Origin of the sequence: Bradyrhizobium barranii subsp. apii (genome assembly GCF_011516635.5) — a bacterium.
In the GTDB taxonomy this organism is placed as follows: Bacteria; Pseudomonadota; Alphaproteobacteria; order Rhizobiales; family Xanthobacteraceae; genus Bradyrhizobium; species Bradyrhizobium barranii.
On the sequence record NZ_CP096255.1, the window covers coordinates 7,060,982 to 7,073,154 of the forward strand.

At 65.1% G+C, this 12,173-nt stretch carries 10 protein-coding genes; 1 reads left to right on the forward strand and 9 read right to left on the reverse strand.

Going from position 1 to position 12,173, the window contains the following annotated elements:
• Positions 1-29 precede the first annotated feature (29 nt).
• Positions 30-878 (forward strand): TAXI family TRAP transporter solute-binding subunit, encoded by an 849-nt coding sequence (locus tag HAP41_RS33955; protein ID WP_248577134.1) that lies wholly within the window; start codon positions 30-32, stop codon positions 876-878.
• Here HAP41_RS33955 and HAP41_RS33960 read toward each other — a convergent pair.
• The 9 genes from HAP41_RS33960 to HAP41_RS34000 all read right to left on the reverse strand — a co-directional run bounded on the left by HAP41_RS33960 (position 856) and on the right by HAP41_RS34000 (position 12,163).
• Complete coding sequence (locus HAP41_RS33960) at positions 856-1,935, reverse strand: zinc-binding dehydrogenase (RefSeq protein ID WP_166089851.1); 1,080 nt, start codon at positions 1,933-1,935, stop codon at positions 856-858. The two genes, HAP41_RS33955 and HAP41_RS33960, sit on opposite strands and share 23 nt — an antisense overlap.
• A 60-nt stretch (positions 1,936-1,995) precedes the next feature.
• Positions 1,996-2,937 carry a DMT family transporter gene (locus HAP41_RS33965; RefSeq protein ID WP_175618334.1) on the reverse strand — a complete coding sequence of 314 codons (942 nt, stop codon included), beginning with the start codon at positions 2,935-2,937 and terminating at the stop codon, positions 1,996-1,998.
• 188 nt (positions 2,938-3,125) lie between these two features.
• Complete coding sequence (locus tag HAP41_RS33970) at positions 3,126-3,965, reverse strand: aldo/keto reductase (protein WP_166089847.1); 840 nt, start codon at positions 3,963-3,965, stop codon at positions 3,126-3,128.
• A gap of 19 nt (positions 3,966-3,984) precedes the next feature.
• On the reverse strand, positions 3,985-4,881 hold the full coding sequence (locus tag HAP41_RS33975) for an SMP-30/gluconolactonase/LRE family protein (RefSeq protein ID WP_166105623.1): 897 nt from the start codon (positions 4,879-4,881) through the stop codon (positions 3,985-3,987).
• Positions 4,882-5,142: 261 nt separating this feature from the next.
• Positions 5,143-7,848, reverse strand: a complete 2,706-nt coding sequence (locus HAP41_RS33980; RefSeq protein ID WP_166089842.1) for a nitrate reductase — start codon at positions 7,846-7,848, stop codon at positions 5,143-5,145.
• A 14-nt stretch (positions 7,849-7,862) separates the two neighbouring features.
• Positions 7,863-9,080, reverse strand: coding sequence for an NAD(P)/FAD-dependent oxidoreductase (locus tag HAP41_RS33985; protein WP_166089822.1), 1,218 nt, complete (start codon positions 9,078-9,080; stop codon positions 7,863-7,865).
• Between the two features lie 10 nt (positions 9,081-9,090).
• Positions 9,091-9,519 (reverse strand): globin family protein, encoded by a 429-nt coding sequence (locus tag HAP41_RS33990; RefSeq protein WP_063986572.1) that lies wholly within the window; start codon positions 9,517-9,519, stop codon positions 9,091-9,093.
• Between the two features lie 121 nt (positions 9,520-9,640).
• Positions 9,641-11,032 (reverse strand): MFS transporter, encoded by a 1,392-nt coding sequence (locus tag HAP41_RS33995; RefSeq protein ID WP_085404430.1) that lies wholly within the window; start codon positions 11,030-11,032, stop codon positions 9,641-9,643.
• 336 nt (positions 11,033-11,368) lie between these two features.
• Positions 11,369-12,163 carry an ABC transporter ATP-binding protein gene (locus HAP41_RS34000; protein WP_028146781.1) on the reverse strand — a complete coding sequence of 265 codons (795 nt, stop codon included), beginning with the start codon at positions 12,161-12,163 and terminating at the stop codon, positions 11,369-11,371.
• Positions 12,164-12,173: the final 10 nt, after the last annotated feature.

Below are 12,173 nucleotides of genomic sequence, written 5' to 3' on the forward strand. Positions count from 1 at the left end.
CACAGTTCGGTATCGACCGCATCTCCGAGATGGCCCAGGACTCAACGCTCGACGCCTTCATGATGGTGGGCGCACTCGACGACAAGGCGATCGCAAGCACGATCGCCACCACCGCACGCCTGCGCGGCGAGCCCAAGTTCCTGTCCGTCGACGTCTCCGACGCCATCGCCGAGCGGCATCCGCTCTACGAATCCGAGGAAATTCCCGCGAGCGCATTTTCCACAACGCCGCAGCGGCCGGACGACAAGATCGACACCATCGCCGTCAATCATCTGATCGTCGCGCCCGCCTCACTGTCCGAGGACACGGTCGCCACCTTCACCCGCGAGCTGTTTACGGTCCGTCAGTCGCTCGTGAAGGACTTGCCCGGCGTCAGTCACATCCAGAAGCCTGACACTGACAAAGACGCCGCGCTGCCGGCCCATCCAGGAGCTGCCGCCTTTATCGACGGCAACGAGCGCAGCTTCATGGACAAGTACAGCGACTACATCTGGGGCGCAGTGCTGCTGCTCTCGGGCTTCGGCTCGGTGGCCGCGTGGCTGCGGCACTATCTGCGGCGCGAGGAGCGCAGCGAGAACGCGCTGCATCGCGACCGGTTGCTGACGGCGATCTCCAGCGTGCGGGAGGCGACGTCGCTCGACGATCTCGCGGCGATGCAGAGCGCAGCCGACGACATCTTGCGCGAGACGCTGGCCTGTCACGAGGACGGCGCCATCGAAGACGGCGACCTCACCGCCTTCGGTCTCGTGCTGGCGCAATTCCACCAGGCGATCGTCGATCGCCGGGCCGTGATCGCCCAGATGAGCGATGCCGACGTCGCGGCGAAACTCGACGGCGGCGTGCTTCAGCCGTTCCCTATTTCCACGGCTGCACGATGATCTTGGTGTGCGCCTCAGGATTGGCGAGATCAGCGAACGCCTTTGCGACGCCATCGAGGCCGACCTCGGCGGTGACCATCGCGGCCGCATCGACCTGCCCGTCGGCGATCAGGCGCAGTGACGCTGCGAACTCATCCGGCGTGTAGCCGAGCACATATTGAACATTGAGCTCCTTCATGATTCCGAGCATGGGTTCGCTCCTGTCGGTCTCCATGCAGACGCCGACCACCACGATGCGAGCATCACGCGGGGCGCCCTCGAACACCTGCTGCAACAGGCCGGGCACGCCGACACATTCGAAGATGATTGCAGGCTTCAATGCCGGCAGCATGGCCTGCAACGGCGGCCGCGCCGCCTTCTCGGCCTCCGACATCTGCGCGTGCTCGGCCCAGGTCGCGTAGGGCTGCGTCACCTTGGGATCGACGACGATATCGGCCCCGAGCCTTGCCGCCAGCGCACGCCGCGCCGGCGAATAGTCGGCGGCGACGATCGGATGCAGGCCCTTGATCCTCAGCGCTGCGATCACCGCGAGGCCGACCGGGCCGCAGCCGATCACGAGCGGTACCTCGCCGCCCCGGATGTTGGCTTTCGCCACGGCGTGGACGCCGACGGCGAGCGGCTCGGTTAGCGCCGCATGTTCGGGCGCGAGACCGTTGGGCACCTCAAGCAGTAGCGGCTCGCTGAGCAGCATCGCCTCGGCATAGCCGCCGATATTGTCGTTGGAATAGCCGATGCCCTCGACGCCCTGCGGCGTCACGAGCGCCGGCAGCGAGCAGACGCGGGTGCCGGGCTTGAGCTTGCGCGCGGTTCCGGGACCGTAATCGACGATCTCGCAGCAGAACTCATGGCCGAACACGACGTCGCGGGCGAGATCCATCGGCTTGCGGCCGGTCTTCTTCGCCATCTCCACCATGCGGGGAGCATGCAGGCGCGCGTGAAGGTCGGAGCCGCAGATGCCGCAGGCGAGCGTCCTGACCAGCACCTGGCCGGGGCCCGGCTTCGGCTCGACCATCCGGTCGACGACAATCTCACCGTTCCTGAAAATCGCAGCGCGCATCCGGCTCCTCCCGTGTTGTTGGAGCCGTTGATAGCACGAAGCGGGACGCGCGAACTTTCGTCAGGGGTTCGGGGAACGCTCTTCCAGCACCAGCAGCTGGGCGCGGCGGATGCGCTCGCGATGAGCGATGTAGAGACCGCTGGCGACGATGAAGGCAGCACCAGTGACGGTCCAGACGTCAGGCACTTCGCCGAACAGGAAGAAGCCCAGAATGCTGACCCACAGCAACTGCGTGTACGAGAACGGCGCCAGCACCGAGGCATCGCCGTAGCGATAGGCCAGCACGATGATCCACTGGCCCACGGTGGACGCGACGCCGATCACGATGCCGAGCCCGATCGCGGTCCAGCTCGGCGTCACCCAGACGAACGGCACCATCAGGCTGAGGATCGCAACGCCCGTGAGCGCCGAATAGGCCATGGTGGTGAGGACGGCTTCGCGCCCGCTCATCATGCGCGTCAGGATCAGCGCAGCGGCCCAGCAGAATGCCGAGATGATCGGGAAGAACGCGGCGGCGTGAAACGCATTGGAGCCCGGACGCAGGATGATCATCACGCCGATGAGACCGATCGCGGTCGCGATCCAGCGGCGCATGCCGACCTTCTCGCTCAGGAAGATGATCGACAGCGCGGTGACGAACAGCGGCGAGACGAATCCGGTGGCCGAGGCTTCCGCGATGGGGAGGAAACGGAGACCGGTGATGAAGAACAGCGAGGAGCCGAGCAGCGCGACGCCGCGCATCAATTGCAGGCCGAGGCGATCGGTGCGCATCGCATGCAGCGGCGAGCCCGGCAGCATCACCGGCGTGAACATCAGCGCGAACGTGACGAAACGGATCCAGGTGATCTCGATCGACGGCAGGCTCGTCGACAGATACTTTGCGGTGACGTCGGAGCAGCCGAGGAATACCGTCGACAGCAGCACCAGCGCGATCCCCTTGAAGGGATGATCGACGCGCGCAGGCGCGCGGCGAGCCTCCTGCTTCTTCTCCGGCACGGGCATGGGAATACTGTCGAGCCTTGCGGCTGCGGCGGGCGGCGGTGTCACGGCTGGAACCTGGGAAAACGACGATTCGGGAACGATCGTAAAAAACGACAAATGCGCCGCTTTCACAACTTCCGAAAACAGGATGCCGATATGCGCTGACGACCCCGCGCGTCAATACTCCATTAATAATAGGCGTTTGTGCACTACAACATGGGCAGACCGCGCGGCTTCGGACCGCGCGGAAACGCCGCATCGAGCGCCGAAATCTCGTCTTTCGTCAGCACGAGATCGCCGGCCGCCGCATTCTCGCCGGCATGTTCCGCCGACGAGGCCTTCGGGATCGCGAACACCGTAGTTGCACGGGTGAGGAAGCTCAGCGCGACCTGCCGCGGCATCACACGACGCGCCTCTGCGATGCGTGCCAGCACCGCGCCTCCCTTGCTGTTACTTGTGGGAAACTCGTCGTGGCCGAACGGAGAGTATGCGACGACAGCGACGCCATGCTTCTCGCACCACGGGATCACCGCATGCTCAATCGCGCGCTCCTTGAGGTGATAGAGCACCTGATTGCAGGCGATGCGGCCTTCGCCGGAGACGTCGAGAATCTCGTCGAGATCGTCGGCGTCGAAATTGGAGACGCCCCAGGATTTGATCTTGCCGGCCTTCACCAACTCCTCGAATGCGGCGACCGTGTCTTCGAGCGGATAGGAACCGCGCCAGTGCAGCAGATAGCAGTCGAGACGATCGGTCTTCAGCCGCCTCAGCGAGCGTTCGCACGCCGTGATGGTGCCGCCACGCGAGGCGTTGCTCGGCAGCACCTTTGAAACCAGGAACACTTCATCGCGGCGGCCTGCGATCGCATCGGCGATGACGAGCTCGGCATCGCCGTACATCTCGGCGGTGTCGATGTGGGTCATGCCGAGATCGAGCCCGCGCTGAAGCGCCGCGACCGCGCGCTTGCGGTCGCCATGGTCGAGATACCAGGTGCCCTGCCCGATGACGGAGACGTTCGCGCCGGTCTTGCCGAAGGGTTTTGTGTTCATGTTCGTTCCTTCAGATGCTCTACAGGCCACTGATATCCGCAACCAGCACGCTGCCGGTCCCTGACTCCATGATATAGAGCCGATCTTTCTTCACGCCACCGATGGCGACATTGGTGCAGCTCGGACCCGCGCACGACTTGATCCGCGCGATCAACTCTCCGTTCGGCGCGAACACGAAGACGTGGCCGAGCGAGGCGTGGCCGACGAACAGGCGACCAGCCGCGTCCATGGTCATGCCATCAGGACCGCTGGTGCCGAACAGCGAGCAGAAGCGGCCGACCTTCGACACGCTGCCGTCCTTCATGAACGGCAACCGCCACACCGCATTGTCGCGGGTCATGGCGACGAACAGCACGGTTTCGCTGGGGTCGAGCACTAGGCCGTTCGGGCTGATGCCGGTGTCGAGCAGGCAATCGAGCCGGCCGCTCGACGTCAGGCGATAGACGCGGCCGCTTGCGTCGTGCAGGCCGGTCTGGCCCTGATCGGTGAACAAGATGTCGCCGTTGGAGGCGAGATGCAGATCGTTGCAGCCACGGAACGATTCCGAGTTGCGGGCGGTCAGGATGGGCCTGATGCGCCCTGCCCCGGCGTCGAGCTCCATGATGCCGTGCATGTAGTCGGCCACGAGGATGCGGCCGTCGGCGGCGATCTTCAATCCGTTCGGCCAGCCCTCATATTCGATCACGAGCGACCACGCGCCATCAGGCGCGATGCGGAAGATGCGGCCGAAGGGAATGTCGACGATGTAGAGGTTGCCGTCCTTGTCGAACGACGGCCCTTCGATGAAACTATCGGTCGGCACACCCGGCCGGTTGGCATCGGCCCAATCGGTCCGCACGCCCTTGCGGCGGAATTGGTCCGGCATGGTGGAGAAGATCTTGGTTTCGATCAGGCGCGGCGGCGTTTCCAGGTACATCATTGTTGTTTTTGTGCATGTGGAGGGGGATCGCGGCAACATAGGGCACAATCGCGGGCGCGTCGATTGGGCGAAGGACATGGCTGCGTCCACGTCACTCTCGTGTCCCGGACGCGCTGCAGCGTGAAACGCTGCTGCGCAGAGCCGGGACCCAGAAAGGCCAAATACTCTGCTGTGAGGTGGGCCCCGGCTCTGCAGCGCATCACTTCGTGCTGCGCAGCGTCCGGGGCACGAGACCGTCTCCCAGGCTGGAGAGATCCCCTACCCCGCAGCCGCCGCGACCTTCGCTTGCTTCGCCGGCGCCACTTCCGTCGTCGCGATCAGCCGCTTCAGCTCGGGGATACATGACCCGCAATTGGTGCCGGCCTTGAGCTTGGCGCCGATCTCGGCCGCCGTACGCGCGCCGCTCGCGATGGTGTCGCAGATGGTGCCGCGGCCGACGCCGAAGCAGGCGCAGACGATGGGGCCGGTCGAGGCCGCGCCCTCCGTCGATTTGCCTGACAGCAGCATGCGGCGCTGCTCGTCGGTGACGTGATCGGCCACGAACAGGCTCTTCACCACCTCCCAGTCGCCGGCATCATGCGCGGGGCCGACGAACAGGCAGGTCTCGATGCGGTCGCCTGCAAACGAGGCCGCGCGATAAACGCCGCCGCCGAAGTCGCGATAATCGGCGACGTCCTCGCCGGCGACGCCGTCGAGCCAGGCCGGCCAGCGCGACAGATCCGCATTGTCGGCGAAGAGATAGCCGAAGCCGCCCGTAACCGTGACACGGGTCCACATCAGGTTCGGCGGCAGATCGAGCTGCTTGCGCGACAGCGCAAAGCCGCGGAAGACGTACTCATAAGGCGAGATCGCCGCCGGCGTGGCTTTCGACTCCGGCTGGCCAGAGAACGGATCGGTGAAGGACTGCACGAGCGCCCCGACGCGGCCGTGCGAGGCGTTCATCGCGCTCCAGTGGATCGGCGCGAACAGCGTGCCGCGCTGCTGACGGTCGCTGACGACGACCTTCAAGATGCACTGGCCGTAATCGGTGGTGATGCGGGCGTAGCCGTCATGCGCGATGCCGTGTTTGCTGGCATCATCCGGGTGGATTTCGACGAACGGCTCCGGCAGATGCGCGCCGAGACGCTGGCTGAGCCCCGTGCGCGTCATGGTGTGCCACTGGTCGCGGATACGTCCGGTGTTGAGCCGCAGCGGGCGCGACGGTCCGGTCTCGCCGCGCAGTGACGGCACGTCCGGCGCGACGAAGCGGCCTTTGCCGTCATTGGTGAAGAAGCCGCCGTTCGCGAAGAAGCGCTCGCCGGCCGCCTCGCCTTCGCGCGCCGGCCACTGCACCGGCTTCAAGGCGTCGAAGGCCTCGTCCGAGAGCGCGGTCAGCGCGCCGATGTCGAAATCGCGGCTGCCGTCGTTCTCGAAAGCAGAGAGCGCGGCATGCTCGCGGAAAATATCGGCGGCGGATTTGTAGTTGAAGCTGTCGCCGAAGCCGAGCCGCTTTGCGGTCTCGCTCAGAATCCACCAGTCCGGCCGCGCCTCGCCCGGCGCCGGCAGGAACGAGCGCTGGCGCGAGATGCGGCGTTCGGAATTGGTCACCGTGCCCGACTTCTCGCCCCAGGCGAGCGCCGGCAGCAGCACGTGCGGCCCTGCCTCGACCGTGTCGTTGGAGAGCACGTTCTCGGAGACCACGAACAGCTCGAGCTTCTTCAGCGCCTCACGCACGACGTCCGCGTCCGGCAATGACACCGCCGGGTTGGTGCCCATCACCCACAGCGCCTTGACCTCGCCGCGGTTGATCGCCTCGAACAGCTGCACCGCCTTCAACCCTTCATGAGTGGCGATGCGCGGCGCCTTCCAGAATCGCCGCACGCGGTCGATGTCGGGCGGCGTGAAGTTCATATGCGCGGCGAGCTGGTTGGCGAGGCCGCCGACCTCGCGCCCGCCCATCGCGTTGGGCTGGCCGGTGAGCGAGAACGGCGAGGCGCCCGGCTTGCCAATGCGCCCCGTGGCAAGATGGCAGTTCAGGATCGCGTTGACTTTGTCGGTGCCCTGCGCCGACTGGTTGACGCCCTGCGAATAGAGCGTGACGACGCGCTCGGTGTCGCGGAACATCTTGAAGAAGGCGGCGACGTCCTGTTCGGACAGGCCCGTCGCCAGTGCGGTCGCGGTGACACTGCCGGCGATGTTGCGCGCGCGCGCCAGCGCGTCATCGAAGCCAGACGTGTTCTGCGCGATGTAATCCTGGTCCAGCGCGCCATTGTCGGCGAGATGGACGAGCAGGCCGGAGAACAGCGCAGTGTCGGTGCCGGGCTTGAGGCCGAGGAACAGATCGACGTCGCTGGCCGTGTCGGTACGGCGCGGATCGATCACGATCATGCGCGCGCCGCGCTCCTGCCGGTTCTTCAGCATGCGCTGGAACAGCACGGGATGACACCAGGCCGCATTTGAGCCGACGAACACGAGCAAATCAGCCTGGTCGAGATCCTCGTAGCAGCCGGGCACGGTGTCGGCACCGAAGGCGCGGCGGTGGCCGGCGACCGAGGACGACATGCAGAGCCGCGAATTGGTGTCGACATTGGCCGTGCCGACAAAGCCCTTCATCAGCTTGTTGGCGACGTAATAGTCCTCGGTCAGGAGCTGGCCCGAGAGATAGAACGCGACCGCATCGGCGCCGTCGCGCGCCACGATGTGCTGCATGCGATGGGCGACGTGGTCTAGCGCATCGCTCCAGGCGACACGCTCCAGCACGCCCTTGCAGCGGATCATCGGATAGAGCAGCCGGCTCTCCAGCCCGATAGTCTCGCCGAGCGCGGAGCCCTTCGAGCACAGCCGGCCGAAATTGGCGGGATGATCAGGGTCGCCCGCGATCGCCGCGCCACCGTTGCCGTCGGGTGTCGCCAGCACGCCGCAGCCGACGCCGCAATAGGGACAGGTCGTCTTGGTGGCGCGGAGCGTGGGATCGATCGCCGTCATATCGAGCTGCCTTATCAAGCCGCCTTGGAGGGACGCGCCAGCGCGCGGCCGAACATCATGTCGGTGCGGATCGCCGCCACCTTGTCGCGATTGCGGATCAGCTCGAGATACCAGAGCGCATCGACGGTATCGCCGATCAGGACCGCGCCGGTGAGCCGGCCGTCGGCGATGACGAGCTTCTTGTAGGTGCCGCGCCTGCGGTCGGTGAGTACCAAGCTCTCGCTGCCGTCCCCGCCCATGAAGTCGCCGGCGGAGAAGACGCTGACGCCGGACACCTTCAGATTGGTCGAGACCACGCTGCCCTGATAGGCGGCGGGACGTCCGGCGAGATGCCGCGCCAGCACGCGCGCCTGCTCGTAAGCGGGCTCGACCAGGCCGTAGCAGGTGCCGCGATGCTCGGCACATTCGCCGAGCGCGTAGATGTCGGGCGAGGCCGTCTGCATCTCGTCATTGACGACGATGCCGCGGTTGACCGCGATGCCCGCCTCTTTGGCAAGCGCCACATTCGGCCTGATGCCGGCGGCGAAGATCACGGCATCCGCCTCGATGCGCGTGCCGTCGGCGAGCTCGACGGCTTCGACATGGCCCTCGCCGTGGATCCGGGCGGTGGAGGCATTGAGCAGGATGCGGATGCCCTTGCGCTCGACCAGCGTCTTCAGCAGGTCGGCCGCCGGCAGATCGAGCTGGCGTTCCATCAGCCGGTCCATCAGGTGCAGCAGCGTCACAGGCGCGCCGGCTTTCGCAAGGCCATAGGCCGCTTCGAGTCCGAGCAGGCCACCGCCGACCACGACGACACGCTTCTTCGCCGCAGCGAGCGTCAGCAGCAGATCGACGTCGCGCGTATCGCGAAAGGTGTGCACCCCGGCGAGATCGGCGCCCGGCACGTTGAGCCGCAGCGGCGTCGAGCCGGTGGCGAGCACGAGCTTGGAATATTCGACGCTCTCTTCACCTTCGATCTTGAGCTCGCGGCGGCCGGTGTCGATCTCGGTGACGCGATAGCCGTAGCGCACGGTGACGCCGCGATGGCGCCACCAGTCCGCCGGCCTCAGCTCGATCTCGTGCGAGCCGGTCTCGCCGGCCAGTACGGAGGAGAGCAGCACGCGATTGTAAGCGAGCCGCGGCTCTTCGCCGATCACCGCGACCGCGTAGCGGCCGAGCGAGGTCTTGGCGAGCTCGTCGACCAGACGCGCGGCCGCCATACCGTTACCGACGATGACCAGCGGTTCACTCACAAGGCATCTCCTATTCGGCGGCCTGCGCCTGTGCGCCGTAGGCCTCGGAAATCATGTAGCCGGACAGCACGCCGTAGGCGTCGGTCCAGGCCGTGGCGAGTTCGGGTGTCCAGGCCTCGCCGAGACCCTTCTCGAGGGTCCAGAGCAAGGTCGCGCCGACCACCGGATAGTGCTCGGCCTTGGCGCCATAGGCGACGTGACGCTTGGCGAGCGCCGAGGCCGCGGGAAGAATCGTCTCGAGCTTCGACAGGCCGCCGACGACGGCAGCGAGCATGCCCATCAGCTTCTTGCGCTGCTCGGTCATGTCCTCGGGAAACATCGCGCGCACGGATGGCGCCACCTCGAACAGGCGATCGTAGAACAGCACCGCGGCCGCCTCTGAAATCGGCGCGACCTTGGAAAAGCTCTGCTGGACGAGGGTGATCTGTTCTGAAGTCATGATGTTCTCCTGTCTGTTTCGGTCTGCCTTTGTCCGCGCCGTTGCGAACAAGGTTCATGGGTCAAACGTCATCAGAGAGTCTTCTCCCCGCGTACGGGGAGAAGCGACATTCGTGCCAAACTCAGACTCGCGCTTCCGCGAGGCTTGACGCGCCCTCACCCTGCGGGCTGCGACGCAGGTAGAACCACCAGGTCAGTCCGAGGCAGGAGGCGTAGAAAGCGAGATAGATCGCGAGCGCGAGCGACGGCCCGCCGGTCATGGCGATCGATTTGCCGAAACCGGTCGGGATCAGATAGCCGCCGACCGCGCCGATCGCACCGATGAAGCCGACCGCCGCACCGCTCTCGATGCTCGCGGTCTTCAAGGCCGCCGCGCGCGCCGCATCGCCCTTGCCGCGCACCCTGAACAGGTTCTGCTCGCGGAAGATCGAGGGGATCATGCGGTAGGTCGAGCCGTTGCCGATACCCGTCGTCACGAACAGGATCAGGAACATCGCAAGGAAGCCGGTGAAGTCCTTGTGCCCGACGAAGTAGAGCACGCCGACGGTGGCGCCCGCCATCGCGATGAAATTCCAGAAGGTGAGGATGGAGCCGCCGATCTTGTCGGCGAGCAAGCCGCCGAGCGGTCGCGACAGCGAACCGACCAGCGGCCCGAGGAACGCGATCGAGATCGAGATCGCCGGAAACTGCGTCTTGATCAGCAGCGGGAACGCCGCCGAGTAGCCGATGAAGGATCCGAACGTGCCGATATAGAGATACGCCATGATCCAGGTGTGCTTGCGCTTGACGACGGCAAGCTGGTTCTTGATCGACGACTTGGCCGTGGTCAGGTTGTTCATGAAGAACACCGCGCCGAACACCGCGATCGCGATCGGCAGCACCCACATCAGGCCCGCGTTCTGGAGGAAGATGCCGTCGACGGGGCTCGCCTGGAACAGGTTGATGACCGCGAGCGTCATCAGGATCGGGGTCAGCAGCTGCACGCTGGAGACGCCGATATTGCCGCCGGCCGCGTTCAGCCCAAGCGCCCACCCCTTCATCCGGTCAGGGAAGAAGAAGGAGATGTTGGTCATGCTGGAGGCGAAATTGCCGCCACCGAGACCCGCGGTCGATGCGATCAGCAGCATCAGCCAGAACGGGGTGTCGGGCTGGCCGACGAAGTAGGCGAGCGACAGCGTCGGGATGAACAGGACAGCCGCGCTGAAAATGGTCCAGTTGCGGCCGCCGAAGGTCGTGACCGCGAACGTATAGGGGAAGCGCATCAATGCGCCGATCAGCCCTGGCACCGCGACGAGCTGGAACAGCTGGTCGGTGGTGTAGTGGAAGCCCGCCTGCGGCAGCTTGGTGGTGACGATGCTCCAAATCAGCCAGACGGAGAAGCCGATATGCTCGGCCACGATCGACCAGATCAGGTTACGCCGGGCGATCACCTTACCGCCCGCATTCCAGAACGCCTCGTCTTCGGGGCGCCAATCAGAAATCCACGTCGGATTTCGAGTCGGATTCGTCGTCATTGATAATCCCTTCTTGGCTCACCGCTGCGTCGTTGCAGGCTCAGCCTCCACGCGGAGGCGCGCGCCGAGGCCATGCCCCGGTGGCGAGTTCACGATGCTGATTGATGATGTTGAGGGACGTCGTCGTTGGCGTCGGAAAAGGTATTTCAATTTCCGTGCCAATTGCGCGCGTACGGGAAATACAAGGAATTCAGGAGCTTGTTCGCATTGCCCGAAGTTCTTGAAGGCGTATTTCGCTCGCAAATTTAGCGGTTCGCTCAATCCTTGTGCGGCGCACAAGGATTGAGCGAGGTGTCGATTATTTAGGCGCGCTCATCTTCCGCGTTAAACCTTCGTTTATGCGGCCTCGACGAAGCGATGACGCTCGTAGAGGAACTCGAGCACGCGGTGGCGGCACTTCAAATAGGTGGAGTTGGTCGCAAGATCGAGCCGCTTGCGGGGACGTGCGAGCGGCACCTCCAGCACCTCCCCGATGCGCGCGCTCGGCCCGTTCGTCATCATGACGATGCGATCGGATAGCAGCACCGCCTCGTCGACGTCGTGGGTGATCATCAAAATGGTGTTACCGAGCTTCTGATGCAGCGCCATCACCGAGTCCTGCAGATGCGCGCGGGTCAGCGCGTCGAGCGCGCCGAACGGCTCGTCGAGCAGCAGGACCTTCGGCTCCATCGCCAGCGCACGGGCGATGCCGACGCGCTGCTTCATGCCGCCGGAGATTTCCGAGGGACGCTTGTCCCTGGCGTGGGCCATTTGCACCAGGTTGAGATTATGCATGACCCAGGCGTCGCGTTCGGCGCGGGACTTGGTCCTGGCAAAGACCTTGTCGACGCCGAGCTTGACGTTCTCGTAGACAGTCAGCCACGGCAGCAAGCTGTGGTTCTGGAACACTACCGCGCGATCGGGCCCCGGCGAGTTGACCTCGCGGTTCTCGAGCAGCACGCCGCCGGTGGTGGCGCCGGTCAGGCCTGCGATGATGTTGAGCAGGGTCGACTTGCCGCAGCCGGAATGGCCGATGATCGAGACGTATTCGCCCTTCTCGATCGTGAGATTGATGTCCTTCAGCACCTCCGTGCTGGCGGCACCGCGGGTAAAGACCTTGTCGATATGGTCGAGCTTCAGATAGGCGTTCATGTGCCCTTCT